Below are 22940 nucleotides of genomic sequence, written 5' to 3' on the forward strand. Positions count from 1 at the left end.
GCCTCTGGCTGAACTTACCCGAAGGCCTCGCCGAGGGCGGGCAGCAGCGTCTTCGCCGACCAGTCGAGGAATTCGGGCTGGGTCTCGCCACCGATCTGTACCAGCGCCACGTCCGTGAAGCCCGCGTCGACGAACGGACGTACGGCTTCTACGAAGTCTTCGACGTCGTCCCCGCACGGAATGGAGTCGGCGACGTCCTCGGGGCGTACGAACCGGGTCGCCGATGCGAAGGAATCCGGATGTGGTAGTTCCGCGTTGACCTTCCAGCCGCCTCCGAACCAGCGGAACTGGTCATGGGCCCGCCGCACCGCCGCGTCCCGGTCGGTGTCGTAGCAGACCGGCAGCTGGCCGACGCGGGGCTTGCCCTCTCCGCCGTGCCGGTCGAACGAGGTCAGCAGGTCCACTTTCGGTTCCGTGGCGACGACGAAGTCGGCAAGGCGGCCGGCGAGGGAACAGGAACGCTCCCCCGACACGGCGATCCCGATGGGCGGAAGGTGATCCGGCAGATCCCACAGCCGGGCCGAGTCCACATCGAAGTGGGCGCCGTGGTGGGTGACATGGCCTCCCTCGAACAGCGCGCGGATGATACCGACCGCTTCCTCGAACATCTCATGCCGCACATCCACCGACGGCCAACCGCCGCCCACGACATGCTCGTTGAGGTTCTCCCCGGATCCCAGGCCCATACGGAACCTGCCGTCGGACAGCAGCTGCATGGTCGCTGCCTTCTGCGCCACCACTGCCGGGTGGTAGCGGAACGTCGGGCACGTCACGTACGTCGTGAGCGGGATGCGCGAGGTCGCTTGAGCGGCCGCCCCGAGGACACTCCACGCATACGGGGAGTGGCCCTGCGAGCGCAGCCAGGGAAAGTAGTGGTCCGACGTCACCGAGAAGTCGAATCCCGCGTCTTCGGCCTGGACGACATGCTCCACCAGCTCGCGGGGGCCTGCCTGCTCGGTCATCATCGTGTATCCGATTTGCACCATGGTCAGTGAATCCCGTGTTCGTTGGAGTGGTCACCGGCTACTCGGTGTGCGGCGTCTCTTCGTGTTCGGCTTCGGAGATTTCGTGGCCGGCGTCGAGCAGCGCGCCGTCGATCTCGCGGTGGGAGGGGCCACCGCCTGCAGCACCCGGCGATCGGCCGCAGCTTCCATGCGTGTCCGCCCGAGGAGCGGGGCCGTCTCGCGAGCCTCGTCATCGGCCGGACGCATCCCTGAGCCCCGCGGCATGAGTGGCACGGTGCGGTCGAGCATGGTGCCTCCAGGAATCCGTTCTGTCCGCCGGCGCTTCGTCCGGCCCCTTCGCTTGGCCGACTTCCTCCCACAGAGCCTTTGACACTTCCGGCACGCCGACGGGCCGTCCGCGCGCGCTGTCCTTCGTTCAGGGCAGCCGTCTACTCCGACTGGCTCTTGCTGGCACCTCGCATGCGTTCGCACCTCCTGGCGTCGCACCCGCCCTCGGGCCGCTGCGTACGTGGATACGGACGTGACGGCTCAACAGGGGAGCACCCTGTCGTGATGTGCGAGCACGCCTGCCGACCGGTGGCTGTGCCCGCATGGCACGAGCCGAGCGGGGTGGTCAGTTCCAGCGGATGTTCCGCCAGGGGCTGCCCTCGTCGTCCATCAGGATCCGGTGGGACGACAGCGCGTCCTCGTAGTAGGGGCCGTACTCCTCGTCGTCGAAGCGCAGCACCCTGCCCAGCACATACCCGGCGCAGAAGTCCTGCCACGACCCGTACGCCGCCTTGGCGAGCGCGCCCGCGTGCACGATGGCCTGCTCCGCCTCGTGGGGTGTGCAGAACCGGGCGGCCAGCCCCCAGCGGGCCACGGAGGGCGCCCGTCCGTAGTCGTACGCGGCGGCCGTGGCGACCCTGCCGTCATCGGGCAGCAGTCCGTCGGCCCGGAATCTGGCCTCGTACCGCAAGATGCGGCGCACCAGCTCCTCCATCTCCGTGACGACAGACTGCGGCGCGCCCTGGTCGTGCAGCGTTCCGGCAGCGGTCTCGCGCCACAGATCCGCGGGCGGGAGCTCGCCCCTTCCCCTGCGCAGGTGCTCGCGCACACGTAGCGCGAACTCGGGCTCTGGCGGGCTGTTGGAGTAGTCCAGCAGGGCCGTCATCTGCTTGTGCCAGCTCGCGTTGTCGCTGATCGCCCAGGATTCGAGCAGCATGCGCCGCTGGGAGCAGTAGTCGAGATAGACCGTGCCGGCCTCGTTCCAGGGCACGCCGTTGGCCACGGCGAGGTGCGCCCCGCAGGCGAGCCCGAAGGCGAGCGGCCCGAACAGCGGTCCGGTGTGCAGGGCATTCAGCCGGTTCTGCGTCGTGCGGTCGTTCTCCGCGTGGTAGCGGCGCCACAGGGCGCGGTCCTGCGGCGAGGCCGGCAGACTCACGGCGGCGGGCGTTCCCGGGTTGACGGCGAGCCACACCGTGGGATCGGGCCATTGAAAGTCCGCGATCCAGTCCAGATCCACCTCATGGAAGATCCAGTCCGGGTGCCAGGGCGGCAGCATGCCTCGGGTGAGCAGGAGCTTGCAGCGTGACCCGGTCACCGGGTGTGCGACCGGCCGCCAGCGGACGATGCCCGGCTCGGCGTCGACTTCGGCCCGGTGCTGCCCGATGTACAGCTCCTCCGCCGCCAGCACCTTCAGCTGCGCATCCACGTCGCCGCGCAGCCCGGCCTCGTACAGCAGACGCTCGACCTGTGTCGGTGGTGTCCAGTTCATGACCACGGCAGGATCCGGTAGGGAGTCTTGGGGGCCTGGGTCAGAATGCGGTGCTGGACCACCGACTCCTGGTAGGTCTGCCCGAACTCCTCGTTGTCGAAGGCGAGTACACGAGCGAGCGAGTACGCGGCGGAGAACGCGTCCCACGAGGCATAGGTCTCCCGGCTCAGCCGGCCGGCCTTGAGGACGGCCTCTTCCGCTTCCCCCGGATCGGTCAGGCGGGCTCCGAGGCCCATCCGTACGAAGGTGATGATCCGCCCGTAGTCGAAGGCGTTCAGTGAGTCGACGCTTTCATCTGCGCCGAGTACCCCGTCGGCGCGGAACTGCTCCTCGTAGCGGGCGATCCGCCCCGCGGTCCGCCGGACCTCCTCGACGGTCTCCTCGTCGGCCCTGCGCAGGACCGCGGACCGGATTACGGCATCCAGCCACTCTCCCCCGGAGGGCGTCCTGCCCAGGCGTTCGGCCAGCCCGGCACGCGCGCTCAGGGCGATGGCCTCCTCCCAGCCGGAGAGCTGGGCCCCGTACAGGGCGGCGAGCGTGCGGAGATACTGGCCGCGGTTCGTCACCTTCCACGTGTTGCGCAGCGTGCCGACGTCCTTGCGGTAGTCGAAGTACGTCGTGCCGAGTTCGTTCCACGCGATGCTGTTGTGCACCGACAGATGCGCACCGCAGGCCAGACCGTGGGCCAAGGCGCCCTCCAGCGGGCCGCCCGCGTGCGTGACCAGCAGCCCGCGGGGTGGGCCGCCGTCGGTGGTCGCCTTCAGCCATGCCTGACGGTGGGACCGCTTGGCCTCGATGCTGACGGCACACGGCGTACCCGTGTTGACCGAGAGCCGCCATTTGTCGTTCGGCCAGATCCGGGCGAGCTCCGCGAGAGTGGTGGACCAGTGCACCCACTCCGGATGCCAGGGCGGCAGCATGCCTGCCGTGTGGACCGAGATGCTCCACTTGCCGGTCAGGAGGTCCTTGGCCGGAACGAACGGGACGGTGGAGCCGGGGGTGTCCGCGTAGAGCCGGCCGACCGGCAGGAAGAGCGTCGCGCGGGCGAGCGCACCCAGTTCCGCCTCGACGGCGCCTGCCGCCCTTGCTTGGTACAGCAGTTGCTCGGTCTCCGTCGGCGGGACCCACCCCGTTGTCCTCGTTGTCACAGGCTCGATCTTATGAACTGCCCCCACGGTGCCGGGTCAGGGGGTCACTGCACGTATGCGTCCGGCTCCTGCTTTTCCGCGCAACCCGCTCAAGGGGAAACCTGGGCCCAGACGTGACGGCTTGGGCAAGCTCCCCAACGAAGTCCAGCGAGTCATCCCGCTGTTTCACCATGACTTCGGTGCCCACTGTGAGTCCGGGAGGCAACCTCTACGGCCCGCCGACCATCCTCCATACGCGACGACTCGCAGAGTTACGCAGCCGGCCCGCACCTCAGCACCATGGAGAGAGATGACAACGGTTCATACTTCGGTCGTCGTACCCTGCTTCAACGAGAGTGAAGTGATCGACGCTTTTCATACGGCGCTGGTCGCCGCTCTCGAGTCGACCGGTACCGCCTTCGAGATCTGTTACGTCGACGACGGCAGCAGCGATCACACCCGTATTCACCTCCGGGACCTTGCGGCAGCGGACTCCCGCGTGCGCTACACCTCCTTCAGCCGCAACTTCGGCAAGGAGTCGGCGATGCTCGCCGGGCTGAGGATGGCCGACGGCGAAGTGGTCGTCCTCATGGATGCCGATCTGCAGCACCCTCCGGAGCTGGTGCCCCGCATGCTGGAGCTGCATCGGCACGGCTTCGACCAAGTCGTCGCCCGGCGCGACCGTGTCGGAGAAGGCGCGGTTCGCAGGACGCTCAGCCGCGCGTACTACGGTCTGGTGCGCCGCTTCATGGAGGTCGAAGTCGTCGACGGGGCAGGCGACTTCCGGCTGCTGTCGCGCCGTGCTGTCGACGCCGTCCTCTCCCTTCCGGAGAGCAACCGATTCTCCAAGGGGCTCTTCTCCTGGATCGGCTTCGACACCGTCAGCTTCACCTACCAGAATGTGGAGCGGGCGGCCGGGCAGTCCAAGTGGGGCGGGCGGCGCCTGCTCAACTACGGCATCGACGGGCTGCTCTCCTTCAACAGCCGCCCACTGCGCATGGCGATACACACCGGACTCTGGCTCTTCCTGTCCGCCCTCGGCTATGCGCTGTGGATCATCGCGAACGTCTTGCTCGACGGGGTGGACACGCCCGGTTACGCCACCCTGATCACTGCCATCGTCGCACTCAGCGGCATCCAGCTCGCCACGCTCGGTGTCATCGGCGAGTACGTGGGACGTATCTATCACGAGGCGAAGCGGCGGCCGCACTATGTGGTCCGGGAGACAAACGTCTCCCACACGGCGGCCGCCTCCGCATCCGAGCTCAGCGACGCATTGTCGAGTAGCGGTGTCACCCGCAATTGAGTTCGGGGCCTTCCGGCTGTCCTCCGTGGCCATGCCGGGCCCGATGGCTTCAAGGGCCGCGTAGGCCGCCGGGAACCAAAGCTCGCCCTTGCGGAGCCGCGCGGTACAGCCACCCCACGATCAATCGTGGGTGCGACCGTAAGTGACCTTGTCCAGGTGGTAGTAGTCGGCGACACACTGTGCCGGCCAGATCCTGCGGCCCTGGTTGCTGAAGGGCTCCAGCATCCTGGCGACCGAAACGGGCGTGTACGGCGCAACCTTGGCGCCGTCCGCCGCCTGCTCGCGCAGATTCCGGTCCTGACGGTCCCACTTCTCGGCCCGTACCTCCATCGAGTCCCCGAGTCCGTTCAGCGGGCCGACCAGTCCCAGCACGGCCGCGGCGCAAACCGCCGCGGCCGCCGCGGTCGCCACCCCCGTACGGCGCCCACGCAGCCGAAGTGAGCGCCCGATGAAGGCACCGACGCCGACCAGCAGCATGACGTAGAGCAGGAGGTAGTCGTTCCAAGTGCGTTCTGTCGTCACCACGTCTGCTCCGAAGACGGGGTAGGTGATGACGGTGCACAGGTAGCCGGAGACCAGGAAAGCGGCCGCGCCGAGAGTGGTGAGCAGCAGCGGGCGGCAGGGGAGCAGGACGGCGGGCCGCCGAGCCTGGCCGCGTGCCAGCAGACCGAGCAGTACGCCGGCCGCGACAGCTCCGGCGTACTGCCAGGTGGTGAGGATCGTCTCGAGGATCTGCCCATATCCCCGCAGGGAGCCCAGCAGCGACTCGGGGGCGAACATGGAGGCACGGTCGGCACCGTAGTGCTCGCGGCGATTGCGCGACCCAGGAGAGGTCACCAGCACGACCGTGCCGATGGCGATGCCGGCCATCCCGAGCAGCGACCAGCGGCGTGCGAAGGCCTTTACCCGCACGGCGAAGACGCGGTGCGCGAACAGCACCACACATGACAGCACCACCAGGGCGACGACCGACGCCTCTTCGGAGAGCGTGCCCATGAAGACGCCTGCCGTGAACACGATGGCCAGGGCGGCAATACGGCTGCGGCGGCCACCTGCGCGCAGCAGCGGGATGGCGACAGCGCAGGCGAGCACCGGTGCGACTGTGTGCGAGACGGAGGCCGCGGGCCAGTAGAACGTCTTGTACGTATTGGGGGTCGCGAAGAGGAACACCGCGGTGATCACGGCCGTCAGGAGCAGCGGGAGACCGCGCGGCACCTCCAGATCGGCCCTGCGCAGGAGCTGAACGGTCAGAGCCCACAGCAGCGCCAGCATGAGCACGCCGCTGATCAGCCCGAACCACTGGTGCCCGGCGACGGGGAACTGCGCGTACAGCCCGACCAGCAGGCCATTGCCGACCCGTCCGTTGTCGGTGAAGTAGAACTTCCCGATCAGCCCGGAGATGCCGTGGTCACGCACGCTCGGCAGGAAGCACCACTCGTCCGCGCTCGGGCGCACGTGCCGGCCGATCCACGACGCCATGACGAGCAGACCGAGCGGCAGCAGCGACAGAGCCAGAGGCCAGGCAGTCCGCCATGACGACGAGTTGTCCTGCCCGCCGTTCCGTCGCTCATCACCGGACTCCTGGCCCCGCTCTCGTGCGACGCTCGATGCGTCGACGGCCATATCAACACTGCCTTTCGGGAAAGTAATGGTGCGTCACCCTAGAGGTGAATCCTGGGTGTGCCGTTCCATATTCGGCGCGGCAAGATCGACGAGTCGCTGCCCGTGCCGCCCATCTGGCGGCCGCCTGACAGGCGGCGTAGGGGCGTCAGCCGACCCGCTGTGACGTACTCCGGCACGGCAGGCCCTGGTCCCCGTGGGCGCCGGTACGCCGACCGATTACGCCGAAGCCAGAGACCCGTCGTCCAGGGGTGGCCGTGGTAGTGGCGGCCGGTGTTCCGTAACGCTTCGTCGCTTCGTCGCGGCGACCCCGTAATCAGTGGTTGGAGCAATTGCAGAGGGTGCGGTCTTCGCTTCCGCTCAGCGGGGGCAGGGGCGGCCCGGTTTCCTGGCATCGGTGGCCATGGTGATGGCCGTGTCGAGCATGTCCCGGGTGTTCACCGGATCACTGATCCGCTTGTCGATGCGGTCGCGCTCGGCCAAGAGCCGGTCGAACAGCTCCAGTGTCACTTCGTCGGTCTCGATGCAAGGCAGCAGGTCCACGATCGTCCTGCTCGGCAGGCGCGCGGCGTACAACTGCTGCATCAGGTGGACCCGGTCGGCGGCGCTGTCCGGACAGTGCCGCTGACCGCTGGGACTGCGTTCTGCGGTGAGCAGGTTCTGCTCCTCGTAGTACCGCAGCGCCCCGCACGCTCACGCCCGTTGCGGCGGCTGGTTCACCGATGCGCGTAGTCGTCCAGGTCGGCGCGTGCTCGCACAGAAGGGCCCCGGCAGGCGGCCCACCTGACCGCCGACAGCCGGTGCCGGACGGGTCAGCCGTGATGCACAGCCCTGCGGTCACCTGGGCTTCGTCGTTGAAAGTGCATCACCGGGCATGCGTCGGCCAGACATGCCGCGAGGTCCGCGGTGTCCGTGGAGTCGGCGGCGGGGAAGAGCGCCCGGACTTCCTTGCCGCGCGCGGGCACCCGGCGTACCTGCAATGCGCCGCCTGCCTCGCGGGCGAGGCTGTCGACGATCATCAGGCCCCGTCCGCATTCCTGTCCGGGATCGGCCGCGGGCAGGGCCTGTGGCAGGAAGGGGTGTTCGTCGTGCACAGCCAGCGCCAGCGTCGTCCCGGTTCTGGTGAGCATCACCGTGGTTCTGGCCGAATGTGGGACGGCGTGCCGTGCGGCATTGCCGACCAGCTCGGAGATCACTAGCGCGGCCGTGTTCAGCCCGTCCTCGTGCAGCCCCCAGTCCCGCAGGATGCAGGTCGCCCTCTTTCGGGCGACGGAGACCTCGGCGGGTACCGCTGGCACGGTGAAGGTGTAAACGGAAACGGCGTTGCCCGGCCCGCGACGAGAGGCCGCGACACGGTGTGCGATGGTGCCGCACCGCGCCGTGGACGGATTCAGGACGGTGGTTCGCATGGCGATTTCCCGGTGGATTTGCTGGGCAGGGTTTCCTGCGGCTGTTCAACCGCGCCCTCGGGCGTGCTCTGACCAGCGGCGCGCCACACTGCGTCGACCGCTGCACACGATCGGCTCCATAGCACCCCGACCGTTGTTCGACATTGTCGAACCCTAATTGCGATTCGCCTTCGAAACAAGGGTCAGTTCGACGCATATGTGTTCCACTCGGCAGCCCGCGCCTCGCACGACGGAGGCGGCGTCGCCGCCGGCCTGAAACGCCGCGCCACCTCACGGTCGGCTGGGGGCCAGTGCCGCTCCCGCCGCAGTCAGGCAGCCCCCCGAGCCTCGCCTCCGCCGGGCATTCCAGGCGGAGGGCCGGGCGCTAACCGGGACGGCGTGGTTGTCGCGGAAGAGGGGGGTGCCAGTCCGGCGAGCGGCCGAGAGCCGCCAGGATCTTCTCCAGTGTGCCCGCGCCGTCGCCCGCGGCGAGCGCCGGTCGGAAGGCACTGCCTGGCGCGAGCCGGGAGTCGCCGTCCGGGACGGCGCGGGCTATCGGCAGGGCGGCCTGCAGGAGTTCGGAGCCGGGTGTGTACGCGATACCAAGGGCGCTGGCGACGTCCCAGCTGTGCACCACGTAGTCGATGAGGTGGAAGCCAATCGCGCGGGCGGCGGGGAAGGTCCGAGCTTGGGTGAATTCCGGGAGGGTGAACTCGCGGTCGGGGCTCTCCAGGGTCGTGAACGCGGCGATGACCTTCTCGGCCGCGTCGCCGTATTGCGTGACGGGATCCTTGCCGAGCGGCCGGACCGACCAGTGCGACAGGTCCTGCCCGCGCCCAAGCGCTGCTGCCGCGAATCCGTGGTGCTGAGCCGTCATATGGGCGAGCAGATCGGTCAGTGTCCACGCCGAGCAGGGGGTTGGCCTGAGGAGATCGCCGGGGGTCATTCGGCGAATCAGGTTCACGCTGTCCCTGACTGCCTGGGCATTGAGGCGCCGGAGGCGTGCGAAGTCCGCGTGCGATGCGGGCACATCCGCTTGGTTCATATGCATGTGCTTACGATCTGCGTGAGCGTATGAATCGTCAACGGGTATTTTCTTGACCATGGCCGAGAATGCAGCCGACAGTGGCACCACATCCGGGGGGCGGCCGAACCGTCCCGATCTGGCGGCGATGATCGTGCCCCTGGGCCGTGCGCTCATGGCAGCCGAGCAGCCGATCCTCGACGCGCACGGTCTGACGATGTGGGCATACTCGGTACTGCTGCACCTCGACGAGTCACCGATCCGCACTCAAGCGGCGCTGGCCGAGGCCATCCGGGCGGACAAGACCCGCATCATCGCCGTCCTCGACGACCTGGAGGCACGGGAGCTGATCCGCCGTCAGCCGGATCCTAAGGACCGACGGGTACGTCTGCTGTCACTCACCGCCTCGGGCCAACGGCTGCGGGATGCGGTACAGGCTGCGATCCAGCAAGGCGAGGAGCAACTGCTCGCCCAGCTGCCGGCCGCCGACCGCGCCGGCTTCCTGAAGGGGCTGCAGGCCCTTTCCGAGCTTCCTCGCCAGTGACGCGGTCCATTGTCGGAGGGGGATGGCATCGTGGGTTCCGCCGACTGATCAAGGGGGACTGAAGGACGATGGGTGACTTCTTCGAGCGGATCGTCGATGTCGAGGTGACGGCCGAGGAGGCCCGGGTGCTCGCGGAGCGGATGGTCGACTGGATGGTTGCCGAAGGCCTACTCACGCGCGAGATGTCCAGTGACGCGATGTACAGCCTGAACGTGGACGAGGGGTACGTGCCGGGCCCCAACTGGAAGCGGACTGCGGAAGATTGGGGTTCGGACTGGATACCGGGCCCGGTGGCCGTCATCGTCGGGCGGGATGACCACATCGGGGGGCAGGGGGAAAGCGAGCCGGAGTCCGCCACGTGCCCACGCTGCCGGACGAAGACCGTGATCATCAACTATCCGGAGGAGTGGGAGGCGGACGAGGAGGCCTGGCAGCCTTTCCAGGACGGCATCGACGCATGGCGGGAAACGGGGGAGGGGAGGGCCGTCTGTTCCTCCTGCGGTGTGTCCGTCCCGGTCACCGAGTGGGAGTGGCCGACCGGCTTCGCCCTCGGGGCGCTCGCCTTCGACTTCTGGGGGTGGCCGCCGCTCACCGACAGCTTTTTCGCGGAGTTCCGTGAGCAGTTGGGGCACCGCACTGAGGAGCACATGGGCAAGTTCTGATACGCGCCATCGGCGCCTGGGGCTGTGTGTGTTTCGTCGGGTTCCGGCTCAACTCCTTCGGGACGTTGCACGAGAACAGGCCCGACCTGTCGGGGGTGGCTGACACCAAATGACTCCGATGTGCATGGTTCTCCCTCTGAGCCACCGACAATGCCGAGGAGAAGTGCGAAACCTAAACGCCCTGGACAGGGGGCAGGTTCTCCTCCGCGCCCGCGCTCGTGGCAGCGGTACTCATCTCCGTGCGGGTCACCGAGCGGCAGGCGGCAGCCGCGCGTGTGCGCAGAGCGGCCCCGCGCGCGGCAGCCTCCCGCCCGCGCAGTGCATATCTGCCGCATCCGCGCCACTGCGACGGTGACACGCGTGCTCGCTGCCCGCTCTGGGCGATCATCGCGTTGACCGATGTCAGCGGGTCCGAGCCCAACGCCTTGGCCAGCAGCATGCCGGCCGCCAGTGGCAGCAGGACAACGGCCAGCGCAGAGCCGGTGTTGGTGACGTGCTGCATGCGGGGGTGGCGCGCTGCGTGAGGAGTCATGGTTCTCATTCGACCAGCAGCGGCGCTGGTGGGAATCGGCCGACGTACTCAGCCCGTCCGCGCTGACGTACTCACACTCGGCCGGGCAGAGCCCAGTCACGAAGGGTGCGGACCAGACCGGCACGGCCAAGCTGTCGAGCCGCGCCCACCGCTCCTCACGTGACGCGTTCCGACCGCATCAGCACACACTCGGACTCGCAGCAGACAGCATCGGAGAGATACGGTCAGAACAGTCCATCCTGCATGCGGCACATTCGCTTTCCGTAGCCTTGAAAGCCAGCTGAACGAGGGCAGAACGCGCTGCGTGAGGCATACGCGTGCGGCCTGTGCGAGTGCTGCCGAGGATGGGAAAGCCATGTCTGATCTGCTGGCAGCTGCAGCCGCCGTTACCCCGTTCGTGACCGCAGCAGCGGCCACCTTCGCCGGCACGCTGGCCCAGTCGGTACAGAACCGACTCGCGGACAGTGCCGTGGAGCGCGGCCGCGCACTTCTCGGCGGACTGCTGTGCAGGCAGGCCGACGCCTCGGCGGGGAGCCCGGAGGAAGCAGCTGCCGTCGAAGCCGTCGCCAACCTGACTGCAGGCGACCGGCTGGTACTGGAGACGGCGATCGGTCGGTGGCTGGTGGAGGGTTCGCTGACGGGCGAAGCCCTGCTCTCTCACGTACGACGAGCCATGGAGTCGAACCGGCCCGGTGACACCATCACGGTGACGTCCCACGGTGAAAACTCACCGGCCATCGGCCGGATCACGCAGGCTGACTTCCACTTCGGCCGTCGTCCCGACGGCGGAGCCGCTTGGTGACTCCCCACCGCTCCACCGACACCTATCACGTGAACTCAACAGGCTCTGGATCGCTGACGATCGGCAAGGTCGGCAGGGTGGTCCTCACCCTCTTCACAGGTGATGTCAGCGAGTTCTCCGGCAGAGCCAAGCGCTGGAGCGGCTGGAACTGGCCACCCTTCTTTCTGGTACTGGCACTGTGCGCCACAGCGCTGATCGCGGGGCCGGCCGGTCCGGCTCGTCAGTTCTCCTGGGTGTACGCCGCCATCGGTACGGCCGTGGTGCTGTCCTTCTGCCGGGTCGTGGGCGTGGTGGGCAACAGCCGCTCGCCCGTACCGCGTGCGCTTGTGCAAGGCTTCGCCCTGCTTCTCGCGGTCCTGGGGCTCGTGGGAATGGATCATCTCGCCGAGCACGGCGAGATCGACGTCACCGGACGCACGCACCTTTCCCCCTCGGGTCCGATGACGCACACGTCCGCCGCGCAGATCGTCGTCGACGGCTCCGCGCAACGCTCCTGGCTGCGCCTGACGCTGGCGGTCGAGGACTCCGATCCGCTGCAGCAGTCCTGCACGCCCGAGAGTGAACTCACGCTGCAACTCATCGGGGGGAGCAAGACAGGCCGGGTCGAGGGGGTGCGCGCGGGGACGCCCGTCGACCTCCCACTCGGCGGCTCACGCACCGAGGTTCGCGTCCAGGTCATCCTGTCCGCCGAAGAGGGCTGCCTGCTAGCTGTTTCCGTCGCCGGTGCGGCGTTCCACGACTGAGGGGGAGACCATGTCTCGTACACCGTGCCCACGGCCGGCCGGCCATCCGCCACGACGGCCGTCGGCCTGCGTCGCGGCCGCCCTTGCCGTGGCGGTCACCGCGGCCCTTACGGCCTGCGGCCCGTCGTCGGGGGAGCCACACTTCCTCGGTGCCGAGAGGGTCACCGTTGCCACGCACAACGATCTGCCGGGGATCTCCTATTCCGAGAACTATGACCGTTCGGGCATGGACTATCTGCTCTTCGAGCGCGTGAAGGAGGAATTGGGGGTCCCGTTCAGCCAGCCGGTCGACGTTTCGTCGGGGGACCGAATCGCTCAACTGGAGGACGGCACGGCGGACATGGTGATCGCCTCGTTCTCCATCACGCCGGAACGGATGCGCAAGGTTGATTTCGTCGGTCCCTATTTCAAGACTCGCCAGGGATTTCTCGTGGGCTCGAACGGCTGGGACATCACGGCACTTGAGGACCTGCGAGGCAAGCGGGTCTGCACCTGGGACGGCACCACGTCGCAGGAGGCGCTGACCAACCTCAAGGGGATGGGCGTGGTCGTGCAGGTCCTCGACGACGCCTCCGACTGCATCGAGGCTCTGGTGGGCGGTCAGGTCGCAGCTGTCTCGACCGACCAGGCGATTCTTTACGGATTTGCCCAGCAGCACGCCGCGGACAACCTGCGCGTGCTTCCCGGGCTCACCATCGGCGCGCCTCAGCTCTACGGAATCGGGCTGCCCAAGGGGCATCGTGCAGACTGCCGGAGACTGGCCACCTGGCTGAAGAGGTTCGTGGGCACCAGCGAGTGGATCGGGGACATCGTGACGTCGCTGCCCGGGTTGCCCATTGCGGACCCCGGCTGGATCAGCACCCACAAGCCGAGCGGCCCCTCGATCGACGCCCGCTCCTGCCGCGACAAGCCGAGTCCTTGAGGGGGCTCGACCGTCCCAATCCGCCCTCGGACACGCCCTTGGCGCACCCTTGCTGATGCTGTCGAGTTACCTCGGGTGAGCGAGCAGGGACACTGAACAGGTGATCCATACCGCGCCCGCGATTCGCTTCCGCTTCGGACTGACTCCGCTGGAGATGGTCAGGCCGTGGGGCGGGGAGCATCCCGAACTCCACTGGTTCGCGCTGACCGAGGGCTGGTACTGCGTCGACCTGGGCGGCCATGAAGTGCTGCGTTACTCCGAGCGCACTGTCCACGAACTTCGGGACGACAGGGATGCCGAGCCACCCAACCCTTATGTGGACTACTACGTCGTCCGACTCTGGGAAGACGTGATCGCGCTCGTGTCGGAGGCGATGGAACCGGTGCCACAGGATTTGGTGGACGTCGCGGCTGACATCTCGCCGGACTGGGCCTGGCTGGACACGCCGGAGGCTGAGGCGGCGTTGACCTGGCACAGCGCGGGCTACCTGTACACCAGCTACCTCCGCATCGCCCCGCACGTACGCTGCTGGCGCACCATCGCCGGCGAGGACGACGCCGTGACCGTCGCTTGGGAGCACCGGGCGGACCCTGAAGGCGTGATCGAGTTCGCCGGCCCGCAGACGGGTCGGGTGACCATGCCGACGAGCGAGTTCCTCGCCGCGGTGACCGAACTCGACCTGGCGCTGTTCGCCGCGATGGACCAGCGCATCAGCGAGCTGGAGGAGGCAGGCCCTCCGCACGGTGTCCAACTGGACACGGAGCAGTTGCGCCGTCAGCACAGGGACCGGGCGACCTGGCTGCAGCGTGCGCGGGACCGTGACCCGGGCACTGACTGGGACGTCGTACGGGTCGGTGCGCGCATGCTCCTTGCCCCGAGGGCGGCGGAGGAGGACTGAGAGCACATAAATGTCACTCCGATGAGTGACAAGCAGTGCGCGAAGCGTAATCGATATGGCGTGAACACCCCTTGAATCGGCTGGGGAGTGGAAAAAGACTGCTCCTGTGCCAAGGCGGACACACCCCCCAGGAGGGGCTCCGCGGCACACCAATCACGTTCGCTATGTGAGGAGAGCGCCGCATGCCCGACGCCGGCCCTCGAGGCCCCGCACACCCGATCACGCTGACCGACGGCACCACCACCCGGACCCGGGAGGTGACCCCCGCCGACCTCGGGCCCATCCAGGCCCTGCACCGCCGTTGCTCGCCGGGTAGCCGAGCCTTGCGTTACCACGCGGGTAAACCTGAGATGTCTCCGGCCGGATGGCGGCTGCTGTCCGACCCGGAGCGCGGCACCACCTTGGTCACCACCACCGCCCAGCGCACGGACCGCATCATCGCCATGACCAACGTCATGCGCACCGATCAGCAAGGTGTCGGCGAACTCGCCGTGCTGATCGAGGACGAATGGCAGTCCAAGGGGCTCGGCACCGCATTGGCCGCACACGCGGCCGACGTGGCCCGCCGGGCCGGTCACCACACCCTGACCGCGACTGTCGCCGCGGGCAACACGCCGATGCTCCACGTCCTGGAGAGTCTGGACGCGCCACCAGCCCGCGCCAGCGGTGCCGTCCTCGATATCCACATCCCCATCGCGAGGTACACCTGAGAGGACACGGGAGCACTGGGGCGTAGGTCCAGGTGCTTGCAGCACGGGATCCAGGAATCAGCTCGCGGGTCACGCGCACGGCGTCCGTCCTGTATGCGAGCGGACTGCGACCACCAGCCCAAAAGTTGGCCCCTTGCGGTGCCGCGCTGCGGCGGCATCGCAAGGGCCGACGGCACCACGCTCGCACCGCAACCGGTGGCCGCACGGGCCGGCCCGCGCCGACTGTCGGGCAGGAGGAACCGACACGGTGGCCCCGGTACCGCCCACGCGGTCCGCAGTGCACCAGGTCACCTCGCTGAGGACGGGCGGATGTTCTGATTGAGCCGGAACAGGTTCGTGGGGTCGTACTCATCCTTCACCTGCACGAGCCGGTCGTGCACCGCGCCCGGATACGAGGCGCGCACCTTGTCCTCTGCCCCGTCACCGGTGAAGTTGACGTACATGGCACCGTCGCCGTGGCACGCGATCTCCTCCCGTGCCGCGCGTGCCCACGCGGCGTGCCCGTCGAAGCCTGCCGGCTCGTCGGAGCGCGCGATCACGTTGCACAGGACGCCTGCGTCACGTTGGCTGAACGCGGTCGCGTCAGCGGGGATGCGACCGTACGCGCCACCGAGATGGTGCAGGTGCAGTTCGCTGGAGGGCGTCGGCGTGGTGAGGTGCAGGCGCATCAGCGCATCGATCGCCGTGTTGGATGGCTCGATGAATGCCGAGGTGAAGTAGTTGTACGCGCCAGGCGTCCACAGCGGGTCCAGCAGCGACTGCATGCCGACGTAGGGCATGGGGCCCATGAGGTCGGCGATCGGGGTACCGAGCCTGCGCAACGGACGGACCGCTGCCTCACCGGCCTCGATGGCGCCGGCGTACATGCCGGCGACGACCACGACCCGGGTGCCGTGCACCGCCTCCGGCAGGAACGGCAGCGGGGGCGCTGTGGTCAGGTTGACCAGTGTCGTCAGCTCGTCGGGCATCTCGGCGGTCAGGTCGCGCCACCGGGTGACCACTTGGCGTGCCTCGGCGAGGGGGTAGAAGATCAGGCCTGCGAGGACCTGCGGGCCGACCGGGTGCAGCCGGTACTCGAGCGATGTGGCCACACCGAAGTTGCCGCCGCCGCCCCGGAGCGCCCAGAACAGGTCGGGGTTCTCCTCCGCACTGGCGTGCACGAGCCGGCCGTCGGCGGTGACGACATCGGCTGCCACCAGATTGTCGGAGGCCAGGCCGTGGCGGCGGACGAGCCAGCCCACCCCGCCACCCAGGGTGAAGCCGGAGATACCGGTCGTCGAGACCAGGCCGCCGGTCATGGCAAGGCCGAACGCCTGGGTCTCGTGGTCGAATTCGCCCCATGTCAGCCCGGGCTGTGCGACGACCCGGCGTCCTACGGGATCGACGCGCGCTCCCTTCATGGCGGACAGGTCGATGACGATCCCGTCGTCACAGGTCGAGAACCCGGCGATGCTGTGTGCGCCGCCCCGCACCGCGACAGGCAGGTCCTGGCTGCGCGCGAACTCGACCGCCCGGATCACATCGGCGGTCCCGGCGCAGCGCACTATCAGGGCCGGCCGCCGATCGTGCGCGGCGTTCCAAATCGAACGGGCCTCGTCGTACGACGCGTCGCCCGGCCGTACTACCGTCCCGCGCAGAGCCGCTTCCAGCTCACCGATGGTGGCGTCCCCCAGGACACCCCTTGCTGTCTCGATCGACATCGTCGGCCTCCTTGGTGTGGTCTTCGCTCCGACATCAAGGACCGTAGGAGGTGCCGCTTAGCACCGGGTTAGCGTCGGCTTTGCGCCCATGTCCCGGCGCGGCGCAGGTGAGCCAGGCCCCTCATGTCGCCCACCCGCGTGAAGAGGCCCAGCGCACGGGCGGTGAAAGCGTCCGCGCCGGTATGGTCGCCCGCTTCCTCCGCCAGCCGGGACAGCATGGCCGCCACCCACCCGGCGGCGCACGTCGAACCGGCCACGTGTTCCAGGTCCAGGGCGCGGGTGAGCAGATCCCGCGCCGCGGCGGCGTCGCCCGCGGCCCGGGCGACGAGCCCGAGGTGGAGCAGGCTGTTCGTCGTCCCCGGGATGTCGTCGGTCTCCTCGAAGCCGGCGAGGGCCAGGCCGATCGCCGCCCGCGCGCCGTCGACGTCGCCGACGGCCATGGCCAGCAGGCCGACGCTGCCCAGCGTGATCCCGACCTCGCGGCGGTCGCCGAGCCTGCGTCTGATCCGGAGGCTGGCGTCGAGGTACTGCCGCGCTGCGTCGTACTCCCGATGGGTGCGGCAGATGTTTCCGAGGGTGTTGAGGGCCAGCGACTCCCCGGGGGGGGCGCCGAGCATGCGGAAGCAGTCCACGCTCTGTTCGGCCGCTGTTCTGGCCTCCTGCGCACCGCCGTCCAGCCGGGTGGCCCACGCGAGATTGGACAACGCGTACCCGCGAGCCTGTGCCGCGCCCACCAGCCGCCCGACCATCACGGTCTCCTCGAAGAACACCGACATCCTGCCCTCGGCGTCCTCCTCCGCCATGTACCCGGGTGTCATGACGGGGAAGAACGGCCGGGTCCCGTTGGCGAGGCCGGCGAGCAGACGCAGACTCTCGGTGAAGGCTTCGCGGGCCGCCCTCCCGTCACCCCGGCAGACGGCCCAGATTCCCCGCTGGTGCGCGGCGGCCGCGAGAACCGACGGCTCGCCGCCGGCGAGCGCGCATGCCTCGTCGAGTGCCGTCCGTGCCTCGTCCCAGGTGCCGCGCATCCACAACAGGACCGCCTGCTGGTAGCAGGCGTACGCCAGTGCCGCCGGGTCCCCTTGCGCCCGGTGGATCGCCACGATCTCCGCGCCGATCGACGCAAGCCGGGAGCCGTCACCGAGCCGTACCGCGAGCACGCCCTGACCGGTGAGCGCCCGCGCCCGTAGCGGGGTCGGCGCCCGCGCGGCGGCGAGGGCGTCGTCCAGCCAGCGCCGCCCCTCGGCGAAGTAGCCTCGCTCCGCCCAGAACAGCCGCAATGCGACCGCCAGCCGTAGCGCGGTGTCCGGGTCACTCTCAAGGGCCGATCTCAGAGCGGCGCGGAGGTTGTCGTGGTCGACTTCGAGCTGGAGCGACGTCTCGCCGGAGATCCGGGTCGTCAGCTCAGGGTCATGCGACTCGGCGAGTGCGAGATAGAAGCCGCGATGCCGGCTCTCGGTCTCCGCCAGTTCCCCGGTCTCGCGCAGCCGCTCCCGTGCGTACTGCCGGATCGCTTCCAGCAGTCGATACTGCGCCTGGTCGCCGTGGCGTTCCACCAGGACGAGCGACTTGTCGACGAGCCTGCCGAGCAGATCCAGCACGGATGCGGGGTCGATGTCCTTGGTGCACACCTCCTCCACCGCGGCCAGGGAGAAGCCGCCGGCGAATACCGCGAGCCGACGAAAGAGCAGTCGCTCCTCGGGGTCGAGCAGCTGGTGACTCCACTGCAGTGTGGCGAGCAGCGTCTGCTGCCGAGTCACCGTATGCCTGCTGCCCTGCCCGAGGAGGCTGAGCGCGTCGTCGAGCCGCTCGGCGATCTGTCGCGGTGTCAGCATGCTTACCCGCGCGGCCGCGAGTTCCAAGGCCAGGGGCATCCCGTCGAGACGGAAGCAGATCTGTGCGATGGCGGCCGCATTGTCCGCGTCCAGTTGGAAACGCGGGACGGCCTCCGTGGCCCGCTCCACGAACAGCCGCACGGATGAGACACGGCCGAGCTCGGCCGGCGGTGGCAGTCGGCGCACGTCCGGCAACCCGAGTGAGGGCACCCTCCATGTGCGTTCGCCGTAGGCCTGCAGCGGCTCGCGGCTGGTGGCCAGCACAGCGACCCCCCGACACTGGGACAGAACATCCGCGACCAGGGCGGCGCAAGACTCGACCAGGTGCTCACAGTTGTCGAGCACGAGCAGCAGCTCCCGCCCGGCGAGCTGCGTGACCAGCGCCGCTTGCGTCCTGTTGCTCGGTGAGAGCTGGATGTCGAGCACCGCGGCGACCGCGTCCGGAACGAACCTGGGGTCTGTGAGCGCGGCGAGGTCGACGAACCACACACCATCGCGGACAGCCTCGAGGTGGTGGGCTGCGACGGCCACGGCGAGTCGGGTCTTGCCGCAACCGCCAGGGCCGGTCAGGGTCAGCAGCCGGCTTCGTGCGAGCAGTTCCGCCACTTCGACGATCTCGCGTTCCCGGCCGATGAAGCTGGTCATCTGCGCCGGCAGGTTGTGACGATGAACGGGACCGCGACCGGCCGGCTCCTCGACCGAGCCGACCAGCAGTGTGCGGTAGAACTCGCGGGTCTGCGGGTCCGGGTCGGATCCGGCGTCACCACGGAGCGCGTCGCGCAGCTGCTCGTACACCGCCAGCGACTCCCGTCGTCGCCCCGCAGCTGCAAGGACCCGCATGAGTGCCCGGTGGCCTGGCTCGTTCAGTTCATCGTCGGCGATCAGAGACTGCAGCACCTCGACCGCCTCGTCGGCGCGGCCGTCCTGCTCGAGCGTCTCGGCGAGAGCCAGTCTCAGCCCGGTGCGCCGCACGCCCATGGCACTGCGCACCTCCTGCGTCCATGGCTCGAAGGTGTCCTCGGGCAACAGTTCATGCTCGGCCAGGGCAAGCGCGGCGCGGTAATCCGCCGATCTGCCGTCGGCCGATGCCCGTCGTGTCGCCTCCTCCAGCTCGTCGACGTCGACTCGGACGCCGCCGTCCGGGCCGAGTACGACCATGTCGTCCCGAAGGACGACGACATCGCCGGGTGTCCCGGCCGTCGCCAACGCACGCCGGACGGCATGCAACACCTGGTGCAGGTTGTTGGACGCGGCTTCCGGATCCAGGTCGGGCCACAGCAGGTCGTACAACCGGTCCCGGTGCAGCCTGTGGCCTGGTGTCAAGGCCAGCAGTTTCAGTACGCTCCTGGCCTTGCGCAGCCGCCACGCCCCGGCGGCGACGTGGCGGTCTCCGACCACCACGTCCAAGCCACCGAGCAGACCGATGCGCACCTCGTCGGCCACGTCCGCCCCTATGGCCGGCTACCGAGGGCGGGTGGGTCCATCAGCGGTCGGTACGGTCGGTGACGAGATCCTTCAGTAGCTGCTCCCAGGGCCACCGACCCTGGGCCCTGGCACAGATCCGGACCAGGCCCACCGCCAGCTGCACGGCGGCACCGTCGAGGCCGAGCACTGCGGGACTGGTTCCACGTGACCATGCGCATCACCGTCACGACCCAGATGGCCATTTCCCTGCGCTCACCAGCGGGTTCGACAGCCAGGGTCGCACAGGAGTTACACCGGTCACTTTACAGCCGAGGGGGAGGATGCGCGGCAGGTTCGGGCCGCGCCCGCGGGGGCAGCGGCAGGCCCGGGGCATCACGCCGCCAGGGGCCGGTCCTTTGCAGTGATGGGGGCCGGGAGCACGGTGGAGCCGGTCAGATACCGGTCCGTGGCCGCCGCGGCGGCACGTCCCTCCGCGATGGCCCACACCACAAGAGACTGGCCGCGTCCCGCGTCGCCCGCGACGAAGATCCCGTCCGTCTTGGTGCGGACGGTCCGCACGGCCTGCTCCGCCGTCTCCGCCGTCTCCGCCGTCTCGGGCGTCTCGGGCGTCTCGGCCGCGAAGGCGGCGTCCCGCGCGAAGTTTCCGCGCTCGTCCAGCGTGAGCCCGAGCTGCTTCATCAGGCCGGTGTCCCGTTCGGGACCGGAGAAGCCAAGGGCGAGCAGGACCAGTTCCGCCGGGATCACCCGCTCGGTGTCCGACAGCGGCCTTCTGGCCTCGGGTTCCACTTCCGTCAGGCGCAGCGTGTGCACGTGGCCGGCCGGGCCCCCTTCGAAGCGGAGGGTGGCGGAGGAGAAGACCCTCGGATCCGTGCCCTCCCGCCCCCGGGCCTCTTCGTGGGCATGGGAGATCCGGTAGACCTTCGGATACGTGGGCCAGGGGTGGGTGTCCGGCCGGGTATCGCCGGGCTCCGGGTTGATGTCCAGCTGCACCACGGAGGCGGCGCCCTGGCGGAGTGCGGTGCCCAGACAGTCCGAGCCGGTGTCCCCGCCACCGACTATCACCACATGCTTGCCCTCGGCGGTGATGGGGGGCGAGGCGTAGTCGCCTTCCCTGACCCGGTCGGCGAGGGTCAGATAGTCCATGGCCTGATGGATGCCGTGCAGCTCGCGGCCGGGGACGGGGAGCTCCTTGCGCTCCATGGCTCCGACGGCGACGACGATCGCGTCGTGACGCCTCCTGAGCTCGGTGGCGTCGAGATCGCTGCCGACGTCCACTTCCGTGCGGAACTTGGTGCCCTCCGCCCGCATCTGCTCGATGCGGCGGTCCAGGTGCCGTTTCTCCAGCTTGAACGCGGGGATGCCGTAGCGCAGCAGTCCGCCGACTCGGTCCGCGCGCTCGTACACCGCGACCGTGTGGCCCGCCCGGGTCAGCTGCTGGGCCGCTGCCAGTCCCGCGGGTCCTGACCCGATGACGGCGACGGTCTTGCCGCTGAGCCGCTCGGGCGGCTGCGGTGGCGCGTAGCCGCGCTCCCAGATCTGGTCGGCGATGGCCTGCTCGACGTTCTTGATCGTCACCGGATCGGCATTGATGGCCAGCACGCAGGCGTCCTCACACGGCGCCGGGCACAGGCGCCCGGTGAACTCGGGGAAGTTGTTCGTCGCGTGCAGCCGCTCGGCCGCGGCTCGCCAGTCGCCCTGCGTCGCGTACGCGTTCCACTCGGGGATGAGATTCCCCAGCGGGCAGCCGCTGTGGCAGAACGGCAGGCCGCAGTCCATGCAGCGCCCGGCCTGCTCGGACACGAGCGGCAGCAGCGCCTGGCCCGCGTAGACCTCGTTCCAGTCGCTCAGCCGTTCCTCGATGGGGCGCGGCGGGACGGGCCGACGGGGGATCTTGAGGAAGCCGTGAGGGTCGGTCATGCGCCGCCTCCAGCGTTCACTCGCGGTGCATACGGCGTTCTGACCAGCGTACGCCTGCTTTGTGCTGCTTTTTCGGTCGGTGGGTTCAAGCATCTGGCCCTTGAGCAGCTTGATCCGATGGACGTGTCCTTCGACGACACCCGAGTTCGAGGGCAGGGTCAGGCGCCGCGATCACAGGGCCGCGGCCGCCCCACTCTCCGGCGCCTCGATGGCCGCAGCACACAGCACCGGCGAGGTGCACTCCGCCTGCGGGCGAACTCGCGGAAGAATCGCTTGCCGCTCCTGACCTCGCCGGCACCGCGGACTCCTGGAGGAGATGACCATAGGCACCTGGGACATCGGTCCCTTCGACAATGACGACGCCGCGCCATCGCCTTGGACGAGGCCGTCATGGAAGAACGCGAGAACCTGGTCCGGAGCGCGCTCAAACGCGCCGCCAACACCGCGGACTCCCTGGACGCCTCCGACGCCATGCGCGCCGTGGCCGCGGCTGCCCTGATCGTCGCACGATGCCCCGGTGGCGAGCCGACCTGCCCGTACTACGGCCCCTCCGACGCAATGCCGGAATTCCCCATCGACCTCCGGATGTTGGCTGTCGACGCCCTGGACCAGGTAGTCGCGGAACCGTCCGAACTCGCCGAGCTGTACTACGAAGCCGTGAACAGCCGGAAAGAATGGCGTCAGTTGATCACCCGCCTCCGCGACGCCCTCGCCCCTCCGGCCCGGCCACAAGAGGAGGCGCTTTTCGAGATCCAGAGGGCGGCGGCAGCGACAGCTTGCTCCGGTCTCCTACGCAGTTGGTGCGTACAAACTCCGGTGCGGGCAGACGGCAGTACGCCGGGGCTGCGCACACAACGATGGCCGCGGTCCGCCCTGGCCGGGCTGTCGCCCCGGACGCACCGCCACCGACGGCAACGATCTTCAGCATCGCGCGGTGGGCGAAATGTCTACGGGGAGCCGGAAACAAGTAAGGAAGCCTATTGCCGTTGGCCATTGATACGCACGCTTGATCGACGCTAGCTTGCTTCGTCACGTACCTCGCCCGTGCGTACACAATTCGGGCA

21 protein-coding genes and 1 pseudogene are annotated in these 22940 nt (G+C 68.8%); 9 read left to right on the forward strand and 13 right to left on the reverse strand.

The window, feature by feature from the left end; translation table 11 throughout:
- Nucleotides 1-14: 14 nt before the first annotated feature.
- The 3 genes from OG735_RS39175 to OG735_RS39185 form a co-directional block, all read right to left on the reverse strand.
- Nucleotides 15-986 (reverse strand): LLM class F420-dependent oxidoreductase, encoded by a 972-nt coding sequence (locus OG735_RS39175; protein WP_327327897.1) that lies wholly within the window; start codon nucleotides 984-986, stop codon nucleotides 15-17.
- Nucleotides 987-1578: 592 nt separating this feature from the next.
- Complete coding sequence (locus OG735_RS39180; RefSeq protein ID WP_327327898.1) at nucleotides 1579-2721, reverse strand: DUF1266 domain-containing protein; 1143 nt, start codon at nucleotides 2719-2721, stop codon at nucleotides 1579-1581.
- On the reverse strand, nucleotides 2718-3869 hold the full coding sequence (locus OG735_RS39185; protein ID WP_327327899.1) for a DUF1266 domain-containing protein: 1152 nt from the start codon (nucleotides 3867-3869) through the stop codon (nucleotides 2718-2720). The genes OG735_RS39180 and OG735_RS39185 overlap by 4 nt, the downstream gene beginning before the upstream one ends.
- Nucleotides 3870-4158: 289 nt before the next feature.
- Here OG735_RS39185 and OG735_RS39190 point away from each other — a divergent pair, with 289 nt between their 5' ends.
- Entirely contained in the window at nucleotides 4159-5154 is a 996-nt protein-coding gene (locus tag OG735_RS39190) for a glycosyltransferase family 2 protein (protein ID WP_327327900.1), read from the forward strand.
- A gap of 120 nt (nucleotides 5155-5274) precedes the next feature.
- On the opposite strand, the gene OG735_RS39195 is transcribed toward OG735_RS39190, so the two are convergent.
- From OG735_RS39195 to OG735_RS39210, 5 genes and pseudogenes are all read right to left on the reverse strand, one after another.
- The gene (locus OG735_RS39195) at nucleotides 5275-6777 is read right to left on the reverse strand and encodes a DUF6056 family protein (protein WP_327327901.1); all 1503 of its coding nucleotides are present in this window, start codon (nucleotides 6775-6777) and stop codon (nucleotides 5275-5277) included.
- Between the two features lie 357 nt (nucleotides 6778-7134).
- Entirely contained in the window at nucleotides 7135-7359 is a 225-nt protein-coding gene (locus OG735_RS42190; RefSeq protein WP_442812566.1) for a hypothetical protein, read from the reverse strand.
- 6 nt (nucleotides 7360-7365) lie between these two features.
- Nucleotides 7366-7455 (reverse strand): annotated as a pseudogene (locus OG735_RS42195) (MerR family transcriptional regulator); the annotation flags it as partial.
- Between the two features lie 131 nt (nucleotides 7456-7586).
- Nucleotides 7587-8072, reverse strand: coding sequence for an ATP-binding protein (locus OG735_RS39205; RefSeq protein ID WP_327327902.1), 486 nt, complete (start codon nucleotides 8070-8072; stop codon nucleotides 7587-7589).
- 475 nt (nucleotides 8073-8547) lie between these two features.
- Entirely contained in the window at nucleotides 8548-9213 is a 666-nt protein-coding gene (locus OG735_RS39210) for a TIGR03086 family metal-binding protein (RefSeq protein ID WP_327327903.1), read from the reverse strand.
- Nucleotides 9214-9265: 52 nt separating this feature from the next.
- On the opposite strand from OG735_RS39210, the gene OG735_RS39215 reads away from it, so the two are divergent.
- Both OG735_RS39215 and OG735_RS39220 read left to right on the forward strand, forming a co-directional pair.
- The gene (locus OG735_RS39215; RefSeq protein WP_327327904.1) at nucleotides 9266-9730 is read left to right on the forward strand and encodes a MarR family winged helix-turn-helix transcriptional regulator; all 465 of its coding nucleotides are present in this window, start codon (nucleotides 9266-9268) and stop codon (nucleotides 9728-9730) included.
- A 68-nt stretch (nucleotides 9731-9798) separates the two neighbouring features.
- A complete protein-coding gene (locus tag OG735_RS39220; protein WP_327327905.1) occupies nucleotides 9799-10392 on the forward strand; it encodes a hypothetical protein in 594 nt (197 codons plus the stop codon).
- Between the two features lie 172 nt (nucleotides 10393-10564).
- Here OG735_RS39220 and OG735_RS39225 read toward each other — a convergent pair whose 3' ends face one another.
- A complete protein-coding gene (locus tag OG735_RS39225) occupies nucleotides 10565-10924 on the reverse strand; it encodes a hypothetical protein (protein WP_327327906.1) in 360 nt (119 codons plus the stop codon).
- 355 nt (nucleotides 10925-11279) lie between these two features.
- On the opposite strand from OG735_RS39225, the gene OG735_RS39230 reads away from it, so the two are divergent.
- From OG735_RS39230 to OG735_RS39250, 5 genes are all read left to right on the forward strand, one after another.
- On the forward strand, nucleotides 11280-11726 hold the full coding sequence (locus tag OG735_RS39230) for a hypothetical protein (protein WP_327327907.1): 447 nt from the start codon (nucleotides 11280-11282) through the stop codon (nucleotides 11724-11726).
- Nucleotides 11723-12469, forward strand: a complete 747-nt coding sequence (locus OG735_RS39235; protein WP_327327908.1) for a hypothetical protein — start codon at nucleotides 11723-11725, stop codon at nucleotides 12467-12469. The genes OG735_RS39230 and OG735_RS39235 overlap by 4 nt, the downstream gene beginning before the upstream one ends.
- Before the next feature lie 88 nt (nucleotides 12470-12557).
- On the forward strand, nucleotides 12558-13391 hold the full coding sequence (locus tag OG735_RS39240; RefSeq protein ID WP_327327909.1) for a transporter substrate-binding domain-containing protein: 834 nt from the start codon (nucleotides 12558-12560) through the stop codon (nucleotides 13389-13391).
- A gap of 100 nt (nucleotides 13392-13491) precedes the next feature.
- A complete protein-coding gene (locus OG735_RS39245) occupies nucleotides 13492-14289 on the forward strand; it encodes a DUF5984 family protein (protein WP_327327910.1) in 798 nt (265 codons plus the stop codon).
- Between the two features lie 182 nt (nucleotides 14290-14471).
- Nucleotides 14472-14999: a GNAT family N-acetyltransferase gene (locus OG735_RS39250; protein ID WP_327327911.1), complete on the forward strand. Its 528-nt coding sequence runs from the start codon at nucleotides 14472-14474 to the stop codon at nucleotides 14997-14999.
- Between the two features lie 287 nt (nucleotides 15000-15286).
- Here OG735_RS39250 and OG735_RS39255 read toward each other — a convergent pair whose 3' ends face one another.
- The 4 genes from OG735_RS39255 to OG735_RS39270 form a co-directional block, all read right to left on the reverse strand.
- Complete coding sequence (locus OG735_RS39255) at nucleotides 15287-16699, reverse strand: FAD-binding oxidoreductase (protein ID WP_327327912.1); 1413 nt, start codon at nucleotides 16697-16699, stop codon at nucleotides 15287-15289.
- Between the two features lie 68 nt (nucleotides 16700-16767).
- Complete coding sequence (locus tag OG735_RS39260; protein ID WP_327327913.1) at nucleotides 16768-19977, reverse strand: BTAD domain-containing putative transcriptional regulator; 3210 nt, start codon at nucleotides 19975-19977, stop codon at nucleotides 16768-16770.
- 40 nt (nucleotides 19978-20017) lie between these two features.
- Nucleotides 20018-20146: a hypothetical protein gene (locus tag OG735_RS39265; protein ID WP_327327914.1), complete on the reverse strand. Its 129-nt coding sequence runs from the start codon at nucleotides 20144-20146 to the stop codon at nucleotides 20018-20020.
- A 185-nt stretch (nucleotides 20147-20331) separates the two neighbouring features.
- Entirely contained in the window at nucleotides 20332-21876 is a 1545-nt protein-coding gene (locus tag OG735_RS39270) for a glutamate synthase subunit beta (protein WP_327327915.1), read from the reverse strand.
- 390 nt (nucleotides 21877-22266) lie between these two features.
- On the opposite strand from OG735_RS39270, the gene OG735_RS39275 reads away from it, so the two are divergent.
- Nucleotides 22267-22896 (forward strand): DUF4259 domain-containing protein, encoded by a 630-nt coding sequence (locus tag OG735_RS39275; RefSeq protein ID WP_327327916.1) that lies wholly within the window; start codon nucleotides 22267-22269, stop codon nucleotides 22894-22896.
- Nucleotides 22897-22940: the final 44 nt, after the last annotated feature.

Source organism: Streptomyces sp. NBC_01210, assembly GCF_036010325.1.
Taxonomy (GTDB): Bacteria; Actinomycetota; Actinomycetes; order Streptomycetales; family Streptomycetaceae; genus Streptomyces.

Bases quoted from the DNA above. Each gene is read 5' to 3' on its own strand.
- OG735_RS39230 (WP_327327907.1), top strand. From the start codon at position 11,280: ATGTCTGATCTGCTGGCAGCTGCAGCCGCCGTTACCCCGTTCGTGACC.
- OG735_RS39180 (WP_327327898.1), bottom strand. From the start codon at position 2,721: ATGAACTGGACACCACCGACACAGGTCGAGCGTCTGCTGTACGAGGCC.
- OG735_RS39190 (WP_327327900.1), top strand. From the start codon at position 4,159: ATGACAACGGTTCATACTTCGGTCGTCGTACCCTGCTTCAACGAGAGT.
- OG735_RS39225 (WP_327327906.1), bottom strand. From the start codon at position 10,924: ATGACTCCTCACGCAGCGCGCCACCCCCGCATGCAGCACGTCACCAAC.
- OG735_RS39275 (WP_327327916.1), top strand. From the start codon at position 22,267: ATGGAAGAACGCGAGAACCTGGTCCGGAGCGCGCTCAAACGCGCCGCC.
- OG735_RS39175 (WP_327327897.1), bottom strand. From the start codon at position 986: ATGGTGCAAATCGGATACACGATGATGACCGAGCAGGCAGGCCCCCGC.
- OG735_RS39270 (WP_327327915.1), bottom strand. From the start codon at position 21,876: ATGACCGACCCTCACGGCTTCCTCAAGATCCCCCGTCGGCCCGTCCCG.
- OG735_RS39215 (WP_327327904.1), top strand. From the start codon at position 9,266: ATGGCCGAGAATGCAGCCGACAGTGGCACCACATCCGGGGGGCGGCCG.
- OG735_RS42190 (WP_442812566.1), bottom strand. From the start codon at position 7,359: ATGCAGCAGTTGTACGCCGCGCGCCTGCCGAGCAGGACGATCGTGGAC.
- OG735_RS39255 (WP_327327912.1), bottom strand. From the start codon at position 16,699: ATGTCGATCGAGACAGCAAGGGGTGTCCTGGGGGACGCCACCATCGGT.
- OG735_RS39195 (WP_327327901.1), bottom strand. From the start codon at position 6,777: ATGGCCGTCGACGCATCGAGCGTCGCACGAGAGCGGGGCCAGGAGTCC.
- OG735_RS39220 (WP_327327905.1), top strand. From the start codon at position 9,799: ATGGGTGACTTCTTCGAGCGGATCGTCGATGTCGAGGTGACGGCCGAG.
- OG735_RS39210 (WP_327327903.1), bottom strand. From the start codon at position 9,213: ATGCATATGAACCAAGCGGATGTGCCCGCATCGCACGCGGACTTCGCA.
- OG735_RS39250 (WP_327327911.1), top strand. From the start codon at position 14,472: ATGCCCGACGCCGGCCCTCGAGGCCCCGCACACCCGATCACGCTGACC.